Annotated in this window: 20 protein-coding genes and 1 tRNA gene; 14 read left to right on the forward strand and 7 right to left on the reverse strand. The window is 62.4% G+C overall.

All coding sequences use genetic code 11. The annotated features are described in order from the left end of the window. Position 1: 1 nt before the first annotated feature. Together NKI59_RS03600 and ilvA are read right to left on the reverse strand one after the other, a co-directional pair. Entirely contained in the window at positions 2–574 is a 573-nt protein-coding gene (locus NKI59_RS03600; protein WP_352702397.1) for a DUF1697 domain-containing protein, read from the reverse strand. Continuing rightward, positions 571–1,827, reverse strand: a complete 1,257-nt coding sequence (gene ilvA / locus NKI59_RS03605) for a threonine ammonia-lyase IlvA (RefSeq protein ID WP_352702399.1) — start codon at positions 1,825–1,827, stop codon at positions 571–573. Before ilvA ends, NKI59_RS03600 begins: the two co-directional genes overlap by 4 nt. 126 nt (positions 1,828–1,953) lie before the next feature. Between ilvA and NKI59_RS03610 the strand changes: the two genes are divergently transcribed. From NKI59_RS03610 to NKI59_RS03620, 3 genes are all read left to right on the forward strand, one after another. Beyond that, the gene (locus NKI59_RS03610; RefSeq protein WP_352702401.1) at positions 1,954–3,348 is read left to right on the forward strand and encodes a hypothetical protein; all 1,395 of its coding nucleotides are present in this window, start codon (positions 1,954–1,956) and stop codon (positions 3,346–3,348) included. Between the two features lie 104 nt (positions 3,349–3,452). Then, on the forward strand, positions 3,453–4,526 hold the full coding sequence (locus NKI59_RS03615; protein WP_254817699.1) for an alpha/beta hydrolase: 1,074 nt from the start codon (positions 3,453–3,455) through the stop codon (positions 4,524–4,526). Positions 4,527–4,658: 132 nt separating this feature from the next. Then, on the forward strand, positions 4,659–5,822 hold the full coding sequence (locus tag NKI59_RS03620) for an alpha/beta hydrolase (RefSeq protein WP_352702403.1): 1,164 nt from the start codon (positions 4,659–4,661) through the stop codon (positions 5,820–5,822). A 247-nt stretch (positions 5,823–6,069) separates the two neighbouring features. Here the strand turns inward: NKI59_RS03620 and ade are convergent, their stop codons facing one another. The 3 genes from ade to NKI59_RS03635 all read right to left on the reverse strand — a co-directional run bounded on the left by ade (position 6,070) and on the right by NKI59_RS03635 (position 9,931). Beyond that, positions 6,070–7,881, reverse strand: coding sequence for an adenine deaminase (gene ade / locus NKI59_RS03625; RefSeq protein ID WP_352702405.1), 1,812 nt, complete (start codon positions 7,879–7,881; stop codon positions 6,070–6,072). A 535-nt stretch (positions 7,882–8,416) separates the two neighbouring features. Beyond that, positions 8,417–8,869, reverse strand: a complete 453-nt coding sequence (locus NKI59_RS03630; protein ID WP_352593811.1) for a cupin domain-containing protein — start codon at positions 8,867–8,869, stop codon at positions 8,417–8,419. Between the two features lie 579 nt (positions 8,870–9,448). Continuing rightward, complete coding sequence (locus NKI59_RS03635) at positions 9,449–9,931, reverse strand: class I SAM-dependent methyltransferase (RefSeq protein WP_352593810.1); 483 nt, start codon at positions 9,929–9,931, stop codon at positions 9,449–9,451. 351 nt (positions 9,932–10,282) lie between these two features. Between NKI59_RS03635 and NKI59_RS03640 the strand changes: the two genes are divergently transcribed. The 3 genes from NKI59_RS03640 (at position 10,283) to NKI59_RS03650 (ending at position 11,377) form a co-directional block, all read left to right on the forward strand. Continuing rightward, complete coding sequence (locus NKI59_RS03640) at positions 10,283–10,615, forward strand: tyrosine-type recombinase/integrase (protein ID WP_352593809.1); 333 nt, start codon at positions 10,283–10,285, stop codon at positions 10,613–10,615. Positions 10,616–10,672: 57 nt separating this feature from the next. Continuing rightward, positions 10,673–10,761: transfer RNA gene (locus NKI59_RS03645), tRNA-Leu, on the forward strand. Positions 10,762–11,089: 328 nt separating this feature from the next. Then, complete coding sequence (locus tag NKI59_RS03650; protein ID WP_352593808.1) at positions 11,090–11,377, forward strand: ribbon-helix-helix domain-containing protein; 288 nt, start codon at positions 11,090–11,092, stop codon at positions 11,375–11,377. A gap of 127 nt (positions 11,378–11,504) precedes the next feature. Here the strand turns inward: NKI59_RS03650 and NKI59_RS03655 are convergent, their stop codons facing one another. After that, the gene (locus NKI59_RS03655; RefSeq protein ID WP_352593807.1) at positions 11,505–12,083 is read right to left on the reverse strand and encodes an NUDIX domain-containing protein; all 579 of its coding nucleotides are present in this window, start codon (positions 12,081–12,083) and stop codon (positions 11,505–11,507) included. Positions 12,084–12,235: 152 nt separating this feature from the next. On the opposite strand from NKI59_RS03655, the gene NKI59_RS03660 reads away from it, so the two are divergent. The 8 genes from NKI59_RS03660 (at position 12,236) to NKI59_RS03695 (ending at position 19,431) form a co-directional block, all read left to right on the forward strand. Continuing rightward, entirely contained in the window at positions 12,236–13,339 is a 1,104-nt protein-coding gene (locus NKI59_RS03660) for an NADH:flavin oxidoreductase/NADH oxidase (protein WP_352570880.1), read from the forward strand. Between the two features lie 606 nt (positions 13,340–13,945). Further along, entirely contained in the window at positions 13,946–14,263 is a 318-nt protein-coding gene (locus NKI59_RS03665) for an SH3 domain-containing protein (protein ID WP_352570878.1), read from the forward strand. Between the two features lie 62 nt (positions 14,264–14,325). After that, positions 14,326–14,619 carry a DUF982 domain-containing protein gene (locus NKI59_RS03670; protein WP_031211240.1) on the forward strand — a complete coding sequence of 98 codons (294 nt, stop codon included), beginning with the start codon at positions 14,326–14,328 and terminating at the stop codon, positions 14,617–14,619. A 28-nt stretch (positions 14,620–14,647) separates the two neighbouring features. Beyond that, on the forward strand, positions 14,648–14,887 hold the full coding sequence (locus tag NKI59_RS03675; RefSeq protein WP_023674770.1) for a DUF2188 domain-containing protein: 240 nt from the start codon (positions 14,648–14,650) through the stop codon (positions 14,885–14,887). 165 nt (positions 14,888–15,052) lie between these two features. Continuing rightward, a complete protein-coding gene (locus NKI59_RS03680; RefSeq protein ID WP_352702408.1) occupies positions 15,053–16,138 on the forward strand; it encodes an ABC transporter ATP-binding protein in 1,086 nt (361 codons plus the stop codon). 33 nt (positions 16,139–16,171) lie between these two features. Beyond that, positions 16,172–17,497 (forward strand): ABC transporter substrate-binding protein, encoded by a 1,326-nt coding sequence (locus tag NKI59_RS03685; RefSeq protein ID WP_352702410.1) that lies wholly within the window; start codon positions 16,172–16,174, stop codon positions 17,495–17,497. 187 nt (positions 17,498–17,684) lie between these two features. Beyond that, positions 17,685–18,536: a carbohydrate ABC transporter permease gene (locus NKI59_RS03690; protein WP_502894452.1), complete on the forward strand. Its 852-nt coding sequence runs from the start codon at positions 17,685–17,687 to the stop codon at positions 18,534–18,536. Position 18,537: 1 nt separating this feature from the next. Then, positions 18,538–19,431 carry a carbohydrate ABC transporter permease gene (locus NKI59_RS03695; protein WP_352702414.1) on the forward strand — a complete coding sequence of 298 codons (894 nt, stop codon included), beginning with the start codon at positions 18,538–18,540 and terminating at the stop codon, positions 19,429–19,431. 186 nt (positions 19,432–19,617) lie between these two features. Here NKI59_RS03695 and NKI59_RS03700 read toward each other — a convergent pair whose 3' ends face one another. Beyond that, positions 19,618–20,604: an alpha/beta fold hydrolase gene (locus NKI59_RS03700; protein ID WP_352702417.1), complete on the reverse strand. Its 987-nt coding sequence runs from the start codon at positions 20,602–20,604 to the stop codon at positions 19,618–19,620. Between the last annotated feature and the right edge of the window lie 53 nt (positions 20,605–20,657).

A 20,657-nucleotide genomic window follows, 5' to 3' on the forward strand; every position in this document is an offset into this window, starting at 1 on the left:
GTCAACCGCCGGCCTTGGCCATGTCCAGCAGCATCAGCACGGTGCGCCAATTGCGCGCCGTGCCCGGCACCTTCAGAACGCGCGGAATGAGATTGGCAAACACCGATTTGCCGAGCCCGTCAGGCGCATGCAGGTAGAGCACGTCGCCCTTGATCTCGAAGCGTTCGGGACCGGTGCATTTCTCTGTCAGCCGGGCGACCTCTTCGGCGGTCGGCGCGCGCTCCAGCGCATAGGCGTGCAGCTTGGTCGGCTCGCCCGCCATTTCCCGATAGGGGTTGTCCGCCGCCAGTCGCTCGAGCCAGCCGAGGTCGCGCACCATGATGCGCGAATGGAACCCCCATTTCTTCTCGAATTCCGCTTCGAGCCGCCTGGTCAGCAGCGCTGCATCGCCATCTGGCGACCGGAACACAGCGTTGCCGCTCTGCACATAGGTGGCGACATCGGAGAAGCCGAGCTGCTCGAAAAACGACCTGAGTTCCGCCATCTTGACGATGCGGTTGCCGCCGACATTGATGCCGGAAAACAGCGCGATAAAAACGTTCGCCGGAGCGTTCGGAAGATCGTTGCTGCTCATATGATAAACCCGGCGAGCGTCTCGTTGTCGGTGATGTCCTGGTAATGGACGCTCTCGGCGTCGAAATTCGCCTTGAGCAGGTCGAAATTGCGGCGGTCCTTGGTTTCGATGCCGATCAGCACCGAACCGAAATTGCGCGCCGATTTCTTCAGATATTCGAAGCGGGCGATGTCGTCGTCGGGACCCAGCAATTCGAGGAAATCGCGCAGCGCGCCGGGCCGTTGCGGAAAGCGGATGATGAAGTATTTCTTCAAGCCCTCGAAGCGCAGCGCCCGTTCCTTCACATCCGGCAGCCGCTCGAAATCGAAATTGCCGCCCGACACCACGGCGACGATGGTCTTGCCCCTGATTTCCTTCCTGGAAAAATCCTTGAGCGCATCGATCGCCAGCGCGCCGGCCGGCTCGAGCACGACGCCTTCGACATTGAGCATTTCGATCATGGTTGCGCAGAGCCGGTTTTCCGGGATCAGCCGCACGGTGTCGGCGGCAAACTCCCTGAGGTGGCGCAACGGCTCGCGGCCGATCTCGGCCACCGCTGCGCCGTCGACGAAATTGTCGACCTTGGCGAGCTTGATCCGCTTTCCGGCGGCAAGGCTCTCGCTCAGGCTCGGGGCGCCGGCCGGCTCGCAAAAGACGAAGCGCGTTTCGCGGTGCTGGTCGGCGAAATAATGGGTGACACCGGCGGCCAGGCCGCCGCCGCCGACCGGCAGCATGACGATATCAGCCATGCGCGCACCGGGCATCTGGCCTGATATCTCGTAGGCGACGGTCGCCTGCCCTTCGATGATGTCCTTATGGTCGAACGGCGGCACCATGTGGGCGCCGGCAGTTTCGGTGAATTCGAGTGCGGCGCGGTAGCAGTCGTCGAAAAAATCGCCGACCAGCCTGATCTCGACGAAGACGCCGCCGAACAGCCGCGTCTTGTCGATCTTCTGCTGCGGCGTGGTCACCGGCATGAAGACGACGCCCTTCTTGCCGAAATGGCGGCAGACGAAGGCAAAGCCCTGTGCATGATTGCCGGCCGAGGCGCAGACGAACAGCTCGGCCTCGTTGCCGGCGGCGAGCGTCTTGCGGAAGAAGTTGAAGGCGCCGCGGATCTTGTAGGAACGCACCGGCGTCAGGTCCTCGCGCTTCAGCAGCACCCGCGCGCCGGTCTTCTTCGACAGATAGTCGTTTTCCTGCAGCGGCGTTTCCGGAAAGATCTCGCGGATCGCCGCAACGGCAGCAGCGACGCGAGAGGAGAAACTGGTCATGGCAAGAGCACCCCACAGGCTACGCGAGTTCGGTCCCGCTATTGCATATCCGGCCTCGCGAAGCCATTGTCCGGCCACCCGAAAGGGTGTTCCCAAAACCTCGTTGGCCGTTAGGAGCGTCTGTTCATGCCCGTCGCATCGGTGGCCCAGAAAACCGTGTCGCTGCCGGAATTCGGCGAGCCGACGGTGATGCCGCTGGTTACGCGCGCCACCTATGAGGCCCGTATCGCGGCGCTGGTCGCGCGCGGCGGGTTCGATGCCTTCGTCGTCTATGGCGACCGCGAACATGCGGCCAATGTCGCCTACCTCTGCGGCTACGATCCGCGCTTCGAGGAGACGCTGCTCATCATCGTTCCCGGCAAGCCGCCGAAACTGCTGGTCGGCAACGAGGGCTGGGGCTATGCCGAGATCTGCGATGGGCCGTACGAGCGCGTGCTCTACCAGACGTTTTCGCTGCCGGCGCAGCCGCGCGACCGCTCGCAAGCGCTGGCCGACATCCTCGTCGATTGCGGCCTGAAAGCCGGCCAGCGCATCGGCGCCATCGGCTGGAAGCCGTTCGGCCCCGGCGATGCGGGTTTTGGCGAAACGACGCTCGACCTGCCGTCCTTCATCGCCGACACGTTGCGCAGCCTTGCCGGCGATAGGGGCGTGATCATCAATGCGGCGAACCCTTTGATGAACCCTGCCGACGGCCTGCGCGCCATCAACGAGGCCGACCAGCTGGCCGCGTTCGAATTCGCCGCGACCTATTCCTCGCAAGGCCTGCGCAACGTCCTGCAAGGCATCGAACCCGGCATGACCGAATTGCAGGCGGCGCGGCTGATGGGCATCAACGGCCTGCCGCAATGCTGTCACCCGATGCTGTCGGCCGGCAAGCGTGCGGCCTATGGCCTGCCGAGCCCGCGCCTCGACATCATCAAGCGCGGCGACCCGATCACCATGGCCTATGGCATCCAGGGCTCGCTCAATGCCCGCGCCGGTTTTCTGGTCGAGGATGCGGCCGAGCTTCCGAGGGGCATCCAGGACTATGTCGAGAAGCTGGTCGCGCCCTATTTCTGCGCCGTCGTCGACTGGTACGAGACGGTCGGCATCGGCGTTCCCGGCGGCGCGTTGTGGCAAGCGGTGCACGACCGCATCGGCGATCGGTTCTTCGGCGTAGCGCTCAACCCCGGCCATCTCATCCATATCGACGAATGGATGCATTCGCCGGTATTTTCCAGCTCCGACATCAGATTGAAGTCGGGCATGGCCTTGCAGGTCGACATCATCCCGGCGACCGGCACCGATTATTTCACCACAAACATCGAGGACGGCATCGCGCTGGCCGACGAGGCGCTGCGCGAAGAGATCGCCGCGCGCTATCCCGAAGCCTGGCGCCGCATCGAGGCGCGCCGCGCTTTCATGACCGACGTGCTCGGCATAAGGCTGAAGCCGGAAGTGCTGCCGTTTTCCAACATTCCGGCGTTCCTGCCGCCGTTCTGGCTTTCGCGCAACAGTGCGATGGCAGTCGCGGGGCGCTGAGCGCATTTCGGGCGCCTGCGACTTACTTCTGCCGCACTTCGCCTGTCCGGGAGGTGCGGCGGAGGTGGATGGGCCTTTGGTCAGGCCGGAGTGGAATTGCTTAAGTGCCCTTGAAGACGATTTGCATCATTGTCCTTGCCGCGTTGCTCGCCGGCTGCGGCGGCCGCCAAACCGAGGAACTGCTCGGCAGCGCCATGATGGCAGTGCCGGTGACGGAAATCGCCGGCAATCACTCGATCTTCATCGCCACGACGCGCAAGCGCTCCGACGATCCCAACAAGGTCTTCGACGGCGAGCGTTCGGCGACGCTGAACTATGCCCGCGTCAACGTCACCGTCCCCGGCATCCACAAGACAGGCCAGATCGAGCGGCGCTCACGCGGCAAGTCGGACGATCCGGCCAAATACTTCATGGCTTCCGAGGTCGTCGGCTACGACACCCAGCCGAAATTCTCCAGCGCCCTCAGCGCCGACATCGCGGCGCGCGGCGGCCGTGTCATGGTCTTCGTCCACGGCTACAACACCGGCTTCGACGACGCGGTCTACCGCGTCACCCAGATCACCCATGATTCCGGCTATCCGGGCACGCCGGTGCTGTTTTCCTGGGCGTCGGGCGCCAAGACCACCGACTATGTCTACGACAAGGAAAGCGCCAGCGTTGCCCGCGACCAGCTGGAAGTGACGCTGAGAATGCTGGCGCAGACCGGCGCACGGCGCATCGACATCGTCGCCCATTCGCTGGGGACCTGGGTTACCATGGAGGCGTTGCGCCAGCTCGCCATCACCGGCGACCGCGATCTGGGCGGCAAGCTAGGCGACGTCGTGCTGGCCTCGCCCGATATCGACGTCGACGTGTTCAAGAGCCAGATGCGCCGCTACGGCAAGCCGGACAAGCCGTTCATCCTGCTGCTCTCCGACGACGACCGGGCGCTGCGGCTCTCCGGCCTGATCGCCGGCGCGCGGCCGCGCGTCGGCGACTACAAGGACGCCGCCGACCTCGCCAGCTATGGCGTGTCGGTCGTCGATCTCTCCAGCGTCAAGGGAGCCGACCGCTTCAACCACACCAAATTCGCCGATAATCCGGAATTGGTGCAGTTGATCGGCCAGAAGCTGCGCGAGGATGACGGGTTTGCCAGCGACCGCGAGGTGACAGACCGCATCGCCTCGGTCGGACAATAACTGCATTGCGCGGCAGTGATTGTTGACCATTGCCGCACCATCGGAACAGTTTGAACTGGACCGTGCCGGCCTCTGCCTCTATCGAATAGGCCAAGACGTCTCCGGCTCGACGTCGCCTTTGCGGGAGCCCGCGTGACCGTGCCTTCGAAGATCTTTCTCGTCGTTGCGTTCGCGCTCGCGGTTACCGGCTGCGCCGGCCAGAACACGCACGATCTGCTCAACAAGACGACGATCACCGTGCCTGCTGCCGATATCGCGGCGACGCATCAAATCTTCGTCGCAACGACCCGGCAAAAGGCAATGAAAGCGCCCCGGCAGGTGTTCGACGGCGACCGTTCGCCGACCACCAGCTTTGCCAGCGTCGAGGTGACGGTGCCCAAAATCCACCAGCTCGGCGCCATCGAGCGGGTCAAGGGCTCGGCCAACAGCAATCCGGCGAAGGATTTCACGGCGACCGGCGTCACCTTCTACGAAGGCGCGCCGCAATTCGCCAAGGCGGTCGGCGCCGACATCGCCATGCGCGGCGACCGCGCGCTGGTTTTCGTGCACGGCTTCAACAACGGCTTCGATGACGGTATCTACCGGCTGACGCAGATCGCGCACGATACGAAATACCCAGGCACGCCGGTGCTGTTTTCGTGGGCGTCGAGCGGCACGACGACCGGCTACATCTACGACAAGGAAAGCGCCAGTGCGGCGCGCGACGATCTCGAAGCGACGCTGCGCATGCTCGCCAAGAGCCGCGCCAAGAGCATCGACATCATTGCCCATTCGATGGGGACCTGGGTGACCATGGAAGCATTGCGCCAGCTTGCCATCACCGGCGACCGCGACCTCGGCGGCAAGCTCGGCTACGTCATCCTGGCCTCACCCGACATCGACGTCGACGTGTTCAAGAAGCAGATGATCCGCTACGGCAAACCCGACAAGCCGTTCGCCGTGCTGCTTTCGGGCGACGACCGGGCGCTCAGGCTGTCGACCCTGATCTCTGGCGACAAGCCGCGCGTCGGCGACTATGGCGACGCGGCCGACCTCGCCAGCTATGGCGTCTCGGTGGTCGACCTGACCAAGACCAAGGGCGGCGACCGGCTGAACCACGCCAAATTCGCCGACAACCCGTTCCTGGTGCAGCTGCTCGGCGACCGCCTGCGCGCCCCGGCGGGCCTCGCCTCCGAAGAGACCGCGCCGGCCCAGCTCGACAATCTCGGCCAGGGCCTCGGCAAGGCCGTCGGTTCGGTCGCCGAAATCGTCATCACCACGCCGTTCAAAGTGCTGACCATCGCCACCGGCGGGTGAGCGATCGATGAGCGGTCACTGTTGACGTCAGTTCGGAACAAAGCGCACGGCAGCGATCCTTCGCGCCCCTCTGTCCTGCCGGACATCTCCCCCTCTAGTGGGGAGATTGGCCACCACTTTCGGCTTTCGCCAATCTCTAACTCTGACGAACAAGGCGCTATCAACGAAACTGCCAATTTCCCCCCTTGAGGGGGAGATGTCCGGCAGGACAGAGGGGGGCGCTGTCCCTCCAGGGTTCAATGATTCTTCAAACGAACAGATCGACCTTCCGAAAAGTCGTCACGTCGATAAGGCCGACGTCGGAAATCCTGAGCTCGGGGATGACGACCAGCGCCAGCAACGAGTGCTGCATGTAGGCGTTGTTGAGCGAGCAGCCCATCTGGCGCATGGCGTCGCTGAGTTGGTCCGCCTTGGCGGCGACGATTTCCGCCCGCTCGTTGGACATCAGCCCGGCGATCGGCATTTCGACCAGCGCCAGCTCCTTGCCCTTGGAGAACAGCACGACGCCGCCGCCGACCTCGCCCAGCCGGTTCACCGCCAATGCCATGTCCTGCTTGTTGGTGCCGACGACGATGATGTGGTGGGCATCATGCGCCACGCTCGACGCCATGGCGCAGTCGCCGATATAGCCGAAGCCGGAGACGAAGGCGTTGGTGACGCCGCCGGTGCCCTTGTGGCGCTCGACCAGCGCGATCTGGCAGACATCGTTGCGACGGTCCATGGCGACCAGCCCGTCCTCGACGGCAAGATCGGCCTCGAGCGCCCGCGTCGGCGCCTGATTCTCGATGACGCCGATGACGCGCACCCGCACCTCGTTGGCGCCCAGGGGTGCGGCGATATCGAAATCGCCGGGCTTGAGCTTCCTGCCGAGCTTGACGGTGTTCTTCGCCGTCTTCGGATAGTCGTAGGCTGGAATGTCGATTTCGAGCTTGCCGCCCTTGGCCAGCCTGACGCCGCGGCCATAGACCTCGTCGATGGTCATTTCGGCGAGGTCGGAGACGATCAGCAGATCGGCGAGCCGTCCCGGCGCGATCGAGCCGATCTCGCGCTCCAGCCGGAAATGCTGGGCGGTGTTGAGCGTCGCCATCTGGATCGCCGTCACCGGCTTCAAACCCTGGCTGATGGCGTGGCGCACGACCCGGTCCATATGGCCTTCGTGCACCAGCGTGCCGGAATGACTGTCGTCGGTGCACAGGATGAAGTTGCGCGGGTCGAGCCCGCTCTCCGTCACCGCCTTGATCTGCGAGGCCACGTCGTACCAGGCCGAGCCCAGCCGCAGCATTGCCTTCATGCCCTGGCGGACGCGCGCGATGGCGTCCTCGGCGCGTGTGCCTTCGTGATCGTCCTCGGGGCCGCCGGCGACATAGCCGTGGAACGGCAGGCCGAGATCGCGCGAGGCATAATGCCCGCCGACCGTCTTGCCGGCCCTCACCGTCGCCGCGATCTCGCCCGACATCACCGGATCGTTGGCGGCGACGCCCGGAAAATTCATCACCTCGCCGAGCCCGATGATGTTCTCCCAGGTCATCGCCTCGGCAACGTCGGCGACGGTCAGCTCGGCGCCGGCATGCTCGAGCCCCGGTGCCGAAGGCACGCAGGACGGCATCTGCACGAGCACGTTGACCGGCATGGCGACGGCCTCGTCATGCATCAGCCGCACGCCCGGCAGGCCGAGCACGTTGGCGATCTCATGCGGATCGATGAACATCGAGGTGGTGCCATGCGGGATCACCGCGCGGCAGAATTCCGTCACCGTCACCATGCCGCTCTCGACATGCATATGCGCGTCGCAAAGCCCCGGCACCAGATAGCGGCCGCCGGCATCGACCACCTTGGTGCCCTGGCCGATGGCATGGCCGGCGTTCAGCCCGCAATAGGCAAAGCGGCCGCCGGCAATGGCGATGTCGGTGCCGGCGATGATCTCGCCCGAATGGACGTTGACCCAGCGCCCGTTGCGGATGACGAGATCGGCGGGCTTGCGGCCCATGGCGACATCGACCAGATGCGTCGCCATCTCGGCCCAGGGTTTTGGTTTCGTCGCATTGGCGGTCTTGGGCATCAACAGGCTCCTCTTTGCCCGACTGTGCCAAGCCGCGAGGATTTTGACCAGCGGGGAAGTAAGCGCGGACGGCGAAGTTGCAGATCTCCCCCTTGAGGGTCCCTCGAGGGGGAGATGTCGCCGAAGGCGACAGAGGGAGTCGGGACGTCCTGACGCGAACCTTTACCGCGAAACAAAACAGGCTGGCGCTCGACGCGCGACGACCCCCTCTGGCCTGCCGGCCATCTCCCCCTCAAGGAGGGAGATCGATGCGCCATGGCTTTCGCCAATCGTCAAGGGCATTTTGTGCCGGCCGCAGCAACTTTGTTCTTGCTTTGTGCCGGCAGCTATGCTACTGACTCCAACGACCCGTCCTCCCGAGGCGGGTTTTTTGTTATGGCGCCATTCATGGCAAATGGCCCAGGCGGAATACGATTCCGTTGCGGCCAATCAGCTTTCGTCTCGTTAGAGGATCCTTCTGAATCGACGGTCGCGGAGTTTGACGCACTCCATCGTTCGAGCCTTCGGCCGGTTCACTCAATTCGATCCCGAACTGTCACTTTTTGCTTGGATCGTCCGCCGGGTTGACGTAGGTGATCTTGAATGGCCCCTCGCCATGAACCTGGATAATCGTATCGCTTGTCGTCCAGGCGAAGTGATTCATTCCGGCCGGCGCGACGCCGAAGCCGCCAGCAGTCAGTTCGACACCTTTCGCCTCGTCGAGCTTATCGCCCATTCCAATATGGAAGTTGCCGGAAAGCACCGTTACGTATTCCGTGGTGGGATGATTATGTGCGGCAATTTTGTAGCCGGCAGGTGTCTTCAACCGCAGCACATAGGCGCCCTCCTTTGAGGGGTCTCCAGCGACAACAGCCATTTCCGCGCCAGCGGGAATGACAGCTGGAGCAGGACCCCATTTGATGTCTTTGGCGTTCATCGGCATCTCATCGGCAAACAGAGGCGCCGTCCCAACAAGCAGCAGTGCCAGGGCAGAGGCAAGCTTGAGCATGACAATCTCCCAATGTCTGTAGAGGACGGCGTCGAGTATCGGCGCGCCGATCCACTTGCCAATTGGAGTCTATCAGGGCAGAGCGCCCGAACGCATCCTGCGAACGGGGGACGCGCATTCGCGGTGGCCGCGGAAGCTGCCGCTAAGAACATTTCCAGGTGAAACGATTTTGTTTGTATCACTGTAGGTGATCGGCCTCGCTAGCTTCCAGTGCCAGATTTCTCTACGGCAGAAGACGGCTTGACGGCCCCTGCCCGGCATCTGAAAAGGACTGGCCTGCGGACGTGCGGAATTGGTAGACGCAAGGGACTTAAAATCCCGTTCTAGTCCGTTGCACCCTCGCAACTAACCCCTCAACGCCTTGTAATTCCCCGGTTTGCGCCGGGGTTTTGCATTTCATTTAATCTCTCCACTCGTGCAACGGATTTTGTGGGAAACACGCCGTTGTGGGAAATCGTGTGGGAAAAGGAGAACAGACGTTCATGGCCAAACCAATCCACATGAATCTGCAGGCCGGCACCGACGACGAGTTAGACAACTACGCCAAGGGTGGCTCCAGAAGAGGAAATCAAATCTAAATCAGCACAATCTTAGAGGTGCGTGAGGCGGTTTCTCAAGCACCAGCACATGACTGCCAAGAGGTGATGTGTGAGTGCTCTTGACCTTGAACCCCTCGTCAGAAAGCGTTTCGATAAATTCGCCATCCGTTCCAGGCGGAACGCGGGCAACAACGTTTGAGGTGCGCCTCACAATATTGGAAAGCACCCTTCGCGCCTTGCCTGGGCCGATGTTGCGCTGCATGTGCTGGTAAACGGCCAGCAGCAGGACGATATCGTACTTCGGCAGAAGGATATTGCCGAGGCGCCGGCTGCCAAGGTTTAGGCGATCGAACCGGGCATGTACCGGGGAGCCGCTCAATAGCATTTTTGCCGTTTCGATGTGCGGCTTGGCAATGTCGATCCCATGGATCGAACTCGGTCTCAGCTTCGATATTTCATAGGCGACAACACCCATATTGCAGCCAACATCGAGAATGGATTTCCCAGCATAGTCGATCTCCAATGAGAATATCCCGTCCAGTCTATCCTCCCATGTTCCTGCAAAACCTCTTTTGAACCTTGACCACCACAAATCATCTACTCCTAATATTAGAGAGCGCCGAAATATAGCGCTCGTTACCTTCTACTATTCATAAGTCGTGGCCAAGAAAAGCCTGCCCCACCACAAAAACACAGAAAAACACCATGGACACCACTTTCAAGGGCGCTGCGAGGCAGCCTTGCTGATCTCAACTTGCGGAAACTAGGCGCCCGCATTGGAGTAGGAGAGGACGGTGTTTAGGACATCGCCTTCAAAGCTAGTCCAGCCAACCCCATTAACGCATCACGACCACGATCTCCCGGCAGTCGCCTGATGGCTCAGAACCGCAAGGGCATCCACCGTCTGATGCAGCACAGCGACCTCTGCGACATCGGCAAGTGGGAGGTCATAGAGGTGTGGCGCAGCATCCGCGAACACATCCCGGGGCTGTCCGACACCGTGGTCTACACGACGCGGCATACGTGCTGCTCGTGGCAGATCATCCGTGGCATCGACATCCGGCGCGTCCAAATCTGGATGGGCCACAAGTCGATCCAGACCACCCTGAACTACGCCCACCTCGCACCCAATCACTTGCTCGACAACCTGACCGCGCTCGAAGGTGGCGCGGCTCCGAGGCTCGTGGTAGTGAACGGCAAATCCTAAGCCGACCGTGTGGGAAACCATGTGGGAGACCGGTGGGATTTCCCCACAATGTGGGAGGTGGGCGTGGCGGAACTGGTATACGCAGCAGACTTAAAATCTGCCGGTGTTTCAAGCACTTACGGGTTCAAATCCCGTCGCCCACACCAAGCCTCGCAAGGGACTTAAAATCCCTCGATCTCTGATCGTACGGGTTCGAGTCCCGTCGTTCCGCACCAGCAACATCGGCGCCGCCATTGCGGCCTAAGCAAGAGCATGAACTCGCCGCATACAGGCTGCCACATGCCATTTCTCGACCAGGAGCCGGCGAGCCGATGCGGGATCTGCGATATGCGTATCCGGTGTCCGCATGTTCGTTTGCCAGCTTCCAAAGCGCACTCAGGCAAGGGCGGCGGTATCGGTCACACGCATCATCGCCAGCAATTTCGATATGATTTTGTCACATCGGCTGCTGTATGGTGGAAAAGGAGTCCGCCCATGCGAACCACCCAGCCGATAAGTATCACCCTCCCGCGCGACATGGCCGAGGCCGTCGCGCGCAAGGTCGAATCCGGCGCGTACGCCTCCGTCAGCGAAGTGCTGCGCGAGGGCGTGCGCGCGCTGCTCGACCGCGACGCCGCGGTTGAACGCTGGCTGCACGAGGAAGTCGCCCAGAGCTACGACGAGTACAAGGCGAATCCGTCCAGCGCCGTCCCTGCCGAGCAGGTCATGCTGCGTATCCGCGACCGCGCCGCCGCGCGACGCGATGATGCCACTAAGGAATGACGCGCACGGTTGTATTTTCCGCGCAAGCGGAGCGCCAGTTGGATGCGCTGTATCGCTACATAGAGGAATATTCCTCCACAGCCCGTGCGGAATCGTTCGTTGGCGGGATCGTGGCCTATTGCATGGCTCACCTCCCGATCGGGTTCAGCTTCAGGTGCTGGATCAAAATAATCGTCTTGGCGTCGATGATCCGACCGTCGTGGATGCCGGCCAGTGCTTCGTCGAGCGGCATTTCGAGAACTTCGATGTCTTCGCCTTCGTCCTGCGCACCGCCGCCGTCGGAAATGCGGTCGGCGGGCGAATAGCGGGCGACGAAGAACCAGAGCCGCTCGGTTACGCTTCCGGGGCTCATATAGGGTGAAAACAGCCGCTGCACGTCCTTCAGCCGGTAGCCGAGTTCCTCCTCGGCCTCCTTGCGGATGCAGGTTTCGGGATCGTCTTCGTCGAGCAGGCCGGCACAGGCCTCGATCAGCGGCTCCTTGTGGCCGGTGACGTAGGCCGGGTAGCGGAACTGCCGCACCAGAAGCACCGTCGAACGCTCCGGATCGAAAGGCAGGATCACCGCGCCGTCGCCGCGATCGTAGGTCTGGCGGGTGTGCGTTTCCCATTTGCCGTCGCGCCGGCGGTAGTCGAAGACGGTCTTTTTCAAAACCGCCCACTCGTCGGAAAGGACTTCCTCGGAGCGGATGCGAATGCGATCTTCCATGGTGGACTCCCTGCTGCCGCGGCAAGGCGTAGCCGCGAACGGCGGTTCGCGCAATCGGGTCACCAATTGGTCCAGAGGACGTTTCACCGTCTCGTGTCTGGCGCTGGCACAATCGGCTGCATAAATAGCGGCAACCCTTTCCGGAGTTTTTTATGACCTCATCTCTTTTCCAGCCGATCACCCTCGACGGCCTCACCTTCCCCAACCGCATCGCGGTCGCGCCGATGTGCCAGTATTCGGCCGAGGACGGCTCGGCCAGCGATTGGCACCTCTATCACTGGATGAACCTGGCGATGTCCGGCGCCGGCATGGTCACCGTCGAGATGACCGATGTCGAACGGCGCGGCCGCATCTCGCATGGCTGTCTCGGCCTCTATTCCGAGGACAACGAGGCGGCGGCGCGACGCACGCTGGATGCAGCCAAGCGTGTCGCCGCACCGGGCACGAAATTCGGCACGCAGCTTGCCCATGCCGGCCGCAAGGCCTCGAACCGCAAACCCTGGGAGGGCGGCGGCCCGCTGCATGCCGATCAGGATCCGTGGCCGATCGTGTCGGCCTCGGCCATCGCCTACGACACCGGCTGGCAGGTGCCGCGGGCGCTGGAGGACGACGAGATCCTGCAAATCATCGAACGCTTCGCAGAAGCGGCACGGCGGGCCGAGCGCGCCGGCTTCGACTTCATCGAGCTGCATGCCGCGCATGGCTATCTGATCTTCCAGTTCCTGTCGCCTCTCTCCAACCGGCGCACCGACCGCTGGGGCGGCTCGCTGGAAAACCGCATGCGTTTCGCCGTCGAGATCGCCAAGGCGGTGAAGAAGGCGGTGCCCAGGCTGATGCTGGGCGCGCGTCTGTCGATCAAGGAATGGGTCGATGGCGGCTTCGAGGTCGAGGATGCGATCGAAGTGGCAAAAGCGCTGAAGGAAGCCGGCGTCGCCTATCTCTGCTGCTCGAGCGGCGGCAATTCACCGTTGCAGAAGCTGCCCTCCGGGCCCGGCTACCAGGTTCATCTGGCCGAAGCGGTGCGCAAGGCCGTCGGCATCCCGACGCGGGCCGTCGGCCTGATCGACGATCCGAAACAGGCCGAGGCGATCGTCGCCGACGGGCGCGCCGACATGGTGGCGCTGGCGCGCGCCTTCCTCGCCGATCCGCGCTGGGGCTGGCGCGCCGCGGCCACCTTCGGCGAAAAAATCCACCCGGCGCCGCAGCTTGCCCGCTCGGTGACGACGATGCAGCATTGGATGAAAGCGGCGAGCTGAAGGGGCGGGTTCTCGTCTCACCGGAAGGCGCGGGTAGTGTCTCAGTTTGAAATTTGACGGGCTGCTATTAGGCATCGGCCGATTGTCGCGCCACGCGCCGAACTCCTATATGCTTACCGGAAAGCATGGAGTGATTGAGCGGTGGTCCGATGCCTTGTCAGAATTGAAAACGAAGCAACGATGTGGACGTTCGCATCAATGCCTGTAGTAGGTGACCGGGTACACATGCCATCAGGCGATAGTCTGGCCATGTATGCGGTGACCGAGATAACGCATGTCCCGCAGCCGGCCACAGCAAGCGCGGAGAAAGTGCCGCTAGTGTTTGTCACTCTGGAAGGTGCAGGGGAGTAACAACAAGAGTGCGGCCTGATAGATAGAGCAAGCCGGCGTTCGCCCGAATGGTAAGGCCATGGCAAACCATGTCTTTAGAGAGACTGCGGTTCGACTCCCGTCGCCGGTAGGCCGCCTTCCAGAAGCGGCCTTTTTCATGTGAGAATTTTCAAACTGAGACACTACCAAGGCGCGCCACAGCTTCGCTTTGATCCTCTGCCGTTGTATGATGCGCAAAGGCTGCGGGTGGCGCGGCTGAGCTGGGGGAGCGAAACCATGTCTTTCAGAGGGATTTATGCTGCGGCTGCCGCCGCGGTGTTGGCCGGGCTGTCGTTCGCCGCACCGACGCCGGCCGAGGCGCAATATTGCGAAGGTACGGTGCACGGACTTTCCAGGCACTACAATCTGGCAACGGGAAGCGGCTTTCTCGCCGTTCGAGCCCGACCGAACTCGTCGTCGCGCATGATCGGGCAATTATTCAACGGCGACCAAACCGAGATCTTCGACCGCCGCGGAAGCTGGTACAAGGTCGATTTCGGCGGCCGCACCGGCTGGGCGAATGCACGCTGGCTGCGCAACGACTGCGGCTATTGAGCTATTTTCGCCTGAGCTAAAATAGCAGTTGCAACCAAATCGGCCGCTCCGCGTTGGCGGCGATGATGGACAGCAAGCCATTTGAAAAGCCGGTCGTGGTCGAACTCGGCCATGTCGGCAAATATCGGCAGATCCGCAGCGCCCAGGAGGCGGCGGAGTGCCTGATGACGGTCTGGCCACTCAATCGCGGGCCGCGTCATCGTGATGCCCTCGACACTTGCCTAAAAGTGCTGGAAGGTTATCGTTCGACGGCGGATGCGCGCCGGGCACTGATCGAAGCCGCCAGGGAATCGGACGTGCTGGTCACAGACGACAGGCTGCCAGACGACAGACTGGCCGACGATAGGCTGCATTGAGGCAACGGGCTTTCAACCGGAGGGTTTCATGGCGAAACTGACCTACAAGATCGTCGAGCATGACGGAGGCTGGGCCTACAAGGTCGGCTCGACATTCTCCGAAACGTTCCCCACCCATCAGGACGCGTTGCGCGCCGCCGAGATCGCTTCGGCCGAACAGCAGGTCGCCGGCAATACCGACGGCATCCAGTACGAGGACGCCGACGGCAAATGGCATGACGAGCTCGCCGACGGCCGCGACCGGCCGCAGACCGAGGTTTCGGATTAGCCGTGTGTCGATATCCCAGTGATGCCGGCGTGCTTTACAGGTCGGTTTGGTAGCGCTACCGTCTCACATCGCGCGTGACTGGGGAGGAGCCTGGGCGCTGTCGCGGGCCAGGCAGGAAAGCGGTTTCCTTCGAAGTCGTTGCAGGAATCAATCGGGAGGAGATCGATGGCGTCTGTCGCAATCGGCGATGTCTACAAATCATTTGGGACCGTCGAGGTCCTGCACGGGGTCAGCGTCGATATAAACGACGGCGAGTTCGTCACGCTGGTCGGTCCTTCGGGTTGCGGAAAGTCGACCCTGCTCAGGATGATCGCCGGCCTGGAAAAGATCTCGCGCGGCCAGATCGCGATCGGCAAACGTGTCGTCAACAACGTTGCGCCAAAGGAGCGCGACGTCGCCATGGTCTTCCAGAACTATGCGCTCTACCCGCATATGACGGTCGCCGAGAACATGGCGTTCTCGCTGATGCTCAAGGGCGTTCCCAAGGCGGAGAGCGATGCCGGCGTGCGGCGCGCGGCCGAAATCCTGGGACTGGTGCCGCTGCTCGACCGCTATCCCCGCCAGCTTTCCGGCGGCCAGCGCCAGCGCGTCGCCATGGGCCGGGCGATCGTGCGCGACCCGCAGGTCTTCCTGTTCGACGAGCCGCTCAGCAATCTCGATGCCAAGCTCCGGGTGCAGATGCGCGCCGAGATCAAGGAACTGCACCAGCGCCTGAAGACGACGACGGTCTACGTCACCCACGACCAGATCGAGGCGATGACCATGGCCGACAAGATCGTCGTCATGCATGACGGCATCGTTGAGCAGATCGGGCCGCCGCTCGAACTCTACGACCGGCCGAACAATCTCTTTGTCGCCAGCTTCATCGGCTCGCCCGCCATGAACATGCTCAGGGGCGAGATCGTAAGCGACGGCTCGCCGTCATTTCGCGGCGCCGGAGGGATTTCGGTCCCGTTGGCCTCGGCACTTTCCATCGGCAATGGTGAGCCGGTCGTGCTGGGGATACGGCCCGAGCATTTACGGCTGTCCGACCATCAGGGCATCCCGGTCACCGTCGTGGTGGTCGAGCCGACAGGGTCCGAAGTGCAGCTCATCGGCCGCACCGCCGGCGGCGAGGAGATCGTCGCAAACTTCCGGGAACGCCATTCCTTCACGCCGGGCGAAACCATCCGGCTTACGGCCGAGCCTGGCCTCATCCATCTCTTTCACGGCAAAACCGGACAGCGGTTCGAAACATCCATCGAGCAGTAGGACGGTAATGACAATAAGCAGGAGGAAGCGAGCATGAAATTCACCAGACGCGACGTGATCCGCACCACCGCCGGTGCGGCGGCGGGAGCCTTGGGAAGCCGGCTCATCGGCTCTCCCGCCTTTGCCCAGGAGGGGTTGAAATACAAGCCCGAGGACGGCGCCAAGCTCAGGCTGTTGCGCTGGTCGCCTTTCGTGAAGGGCGACGAGGACCAATGGCTGGCCAACACCAAGCGCTTCACCGAAGCGACCGGTGTCGAGGTTCGCGTCGACAAGGAAAGCTGGGAGGACATCCGCCCCAAGGCGGCGGTCGCCGCCAATGTCGGCTCCGGCCCGGATCTCATGTTGGTCTGGTTCGACGACCCGCATCAATATCCCGACAAGCTGCACGACGTGACGGAATTGGGTGAATATCTGGGCTCGAAATATGGCGGCTGGTACGACGGACCGCACCAGTATGCGACGCGGGAGGGCAAATTCCTCGGCCTGCCTCTCGCCACCATCGGCAATGCCATCGTCTACCGCGAGAGCTGGGTGAAAGAAGCGGGTTTTTCGGAGTTTCCCAAGGACACTCAAGGCTTGCTCGAACTTTGCAAGGCGCTGCAGGCGAAGGGACATCCGGCCGGCTTCACGCACGGCCACGGCGTCGGCGACGGCAACAACTACGCTCACTGGCTGCTGTGGAGCCATGGCGGCCAGATGGTCGACGAGAGCGGAAAGGTAACGATCAACAGCCCGGAGACCCTCAAGGCGATCGAATACGCGCAGGAGCTCTACAAGACCTTCATTCCCGGCACCGAAAGCTGGCTCGACGTCAATAACAACCGCGCCTTCCTGGCCGGCGAAGTCAGTGTCATCGCCAATGGGATTTCCGCGTACAACACGGCCAAGATCAACAAGGACAATGATCCGAAGCTGGCTGAAATAGCCAAGGACATTCGCACCACCAACCTGCCGATTGGACCGGTCGGAAAATCCGTCGAGCTGTTCCAGGTGACCACGGCCGTGATCTTCGACTACACGCCCTACCCCAACGCCGCCAAGGCCTACCTGCAGTTCATGTTCGAGGATCCGCAAATGTCGCAGTGGATCACGTCGTCGGCAGGTTATTGCTGCGAGACGCTCAAAGCCTTCGACAACAACCCGGTGTGGACGGCCGATCCGAACAATGCCGCCTACGCCAAGGCCTCGGCGACGCTGCGGCCCAACGGCTATGCCGGCCCGCTTGGCTATGCCTCGGCAGCGACCATGGCCGACTATGTGCTGGTCGACATGTTCGCCAAGGCGGTGACAGGTCAGGCGACGCCGCAAGAAGCGATGGAAGAAGCCGAGAAGCGCGCAAACCGCTACTATCGCGTTTGAGCCGGGTTCAGCCGGGCAGCCATGCTGCCCGGCTTCGAATCGCGCATGGCCGCCCGGCCGTTCAATGAGACCTTAGAGGAGCCGACCCATGGCCGTGACCTCCGCTGCCGCTCAGCCACGCCGGTCGGCGCTGTCGCGCATTCTGACGTTCGTGTCCGAAAGTCATAACGCGCTTGGCTTCGGCTTCATGCTGCCGGCGGCGGCGCTGCTGCTGGTCTTCCTGACCTATCCGCTCGGGCTCGGCGTCTGGCTCGGCTTCACCGATGCCCGCATCGGCCGCCCCGGCATCTTCATCGGTATCGAGAACTACGAATATCTGTGGGATGACGCCGTCTTCTGGCTCTCCGTCTTCAACACCTTGCTCTACACGATCAGCGCCTCGGTCCTGAAGTTTGCGCTCGGCCTGTGGCTGGCGCTTATCCTCAACCAGAACCTGCCGTTCAAGTCGTTCTTCCGCGCGATCGTCCTGCTGCCCTGGGTGGTGCCGACGGTGCTGTCGGCGATCGCCTTCTGGTGGATCTACGATTCGCAATTCTCGATCCTGTCCTGGGCGCTTATGGAAATGGGCCTGATCGACCATCGCATCAATTTCCTCGGCGATCCCGAGAATGCGCGGGCTTCGGTCATCGCCGCCAATGTCTGGCGCGGCATTCCTTTCGTGGCGATCACGCTGCTTGCCGGCCTGCAGACGATTCCGCAGTCGCTCTACGAGGCCGCCACGCTCGACGGCGCCAGCCGCTGGCAATTGTTCCGCTATGTGACGCTGCCGCTGCTGACGCCGATCATCGCCATCACCATGACGTTTTCGGTGCTGTTCACCTTCACCGATTTCCAGCTGATCTATGTGCTGACGCGCGGCGGGCCGGTGAACGCCACGCATCTGATGGCGACGCTGTCGTTCCAGCGCGGCATTTCCGGAGGCCAGCTTGGCGAAGGCGCGGCGATCGCAGTCGCCATGATCCCGTTCCTGCTGGCGGCGATCCTGTTCAGCTATTTTGGCCTGCAGCGGCGCAAATGGCAGCAGGGCGGCGGAGATTGACATGACCGCGATCAAAACGAGCAAACGCCCGGAACTCGACGAAGGCGGCATGGGCTACCTGCAGAGTTTGCCGCGCCGCGTGGTGACGGTCTACCTGCCGTTGCTGATCTTCGTCATCGTGCTGTTGTTTCCGTTCTACTGGATGACGATCACGGCGGTTAAGCCCAACCTCGAGATGACCGACTACGCCAATTTCAATCCGTTCTGGGTGGTGCATCCGACGCTCGAGCATATCCGCTACCTGCTCTTCGAGACGTCTTATCCGGGCTGGCTGCTCAACACGATCATCATCTCGACCGCCGCCACGTTCCTGTCGCTGCTGGCTGCGGTGTTCGCTGCCTATGCGATCGAACGCTTGAGGTTCTCCGGGGCGCGGCAGGTCGGCCTCGCGGTGTTCCTCGCCTATCTCGTACCGCCCTCGATCCTGTTCATTCCGCTGTCGGTGATGGTGTTCAACCTTGGACTTTACGACACGCCGTTCGCGCTCATCCTCACCTATCCGACCTTCCTGATCCCGTTCTGCACATGGCTGCTGATGGGTTATTTTCGCTCGATCCCGTTCGAGCTGGAAGAATGCGCGCTGATCGACGGGGCGAGCCGTTGGCAGATCCTCACCAAGATCGTGCTGCCGCTATCGGTGCCGGGCCTGATTTCCGCCGGCATCTTCGCATTCACGCTGTCATGGAACGAGTTCATCTACGCCTTGACCTTCATCCAGTCGTCCGAAAACAAGACTGTGCCGGTCGGCGTGCTCACCGAGCTGGTGCGCTCGGACGTCTATGAATGGGGGGCGCTGATGGCGGGAGCGCTGATCGGCTCGCTGCCGGTCGTGGTGCTCTATTCGTTCTTTGTCGAGCACTATGTTTCCTCGATGACCGGAGCCGTGAAGGAATAGCCAGCATCGTGATTGGGTTCGGAGGTATTCCCGGCGGCCGGGAATGCCTGGGGTAGGCACCCTGCCGGCCGAGGCTACGGCCGGTTACTTGCCGCAGTATTGATCGTTGACATTCGTGTTGGCGTTGGCGTCGGAGACAGGCTTGCACACCTTTGCGTGAGGATTGCGCGAGGTTGCGGAAGGGTGTCAGCTGCCGGTGTCGGACTTCGGCGCAAATGCGCGGTCGGCAATGCGTTCTATGAAAGCGACGACCCGTTCCGGCTCGACAAATTGCGGCATGTGACCAAGCCCCTCGACAGGCTCGAAATGCAGCCCCCTGATCTTTTCCATCACCGGCCAGCCTTGAATATCGATGCCCAGCACGAGATCGGAAGCACCAAACAGAATGCCAGCCGGCATGGTGATCTCGCGATAGCGTTGCTCGATGCGGCCAAGGTCGTGCTCGATGGCCACGACATCGGTCGACGTTGCATAGAAATGGCTTGGCCTCAGCCCGCACCAGCCGCCGCCCTCGACCATATAGTCGGCCGGCGCCGTCTGCGGCGCGAAGATGAAGGCAAGCGTCGCTTCGGCATATTTGAGAGCCGCCGGGATCGCCACCGTATGAGCCATGATCCGGCGCCGCAGCGGCGACTTGATGTACAGCGGGCCGAACTTCTGGCGCGCGTCCGGCTCCAGATGGGTCAGCGGTGCCAGCAAGGCGATGCCGGAAATCGCCTCTGGATGCTCGATAGCCAGCGTCAGCGCGATGGCGCCACCCAGCGAATGACCGACGACCAGAGGCTTTTCCAGCCCAAGCGCGTCGATAAAATGCCGCACGATCTCGGCCTGCTCGGGCAGCCGTCCGCTGGCGCCCCTGGCCCGCACCGAATAGCCGGAGCCCGGACGGTCGAGCGCGATCAGCCGATAGTTCGGGCCGAACCGTCCGAACAGCGTATGGCCGAATTGATGAAGCTGCGCGCCGAGGCCGTGCAGGAAGACGATCGGCCGCCCCTCGCCCGTCTCGACATAATGGATGCGGTTGCCGTCGATCTCGATGAATTTGCCACTGGCCGGCACCAGCCTTTCGGCCTTCGCCGCGATCCGCAGCGTCACCAGCATCGGATAGGCTGCCACGACGAGCGCCAGCAGAAACAGCGCACCGGGTAGCCATAGCAGAATCGATGCCGGCATGTCTTGCTCAGGGCTCCAAACCGGCACGCAGCATCACCCGCCGACGGGTGCAC

The sequence above is a fragment of the Mesorhizobium sp. M0598 genome, from assembly GCF_040320865.1.
GTDB lineage: Bacteria > Pseudomonadota > Alphaproteobacteria > Rhizobiales > Rhizobiaceae > Mesorhizobium.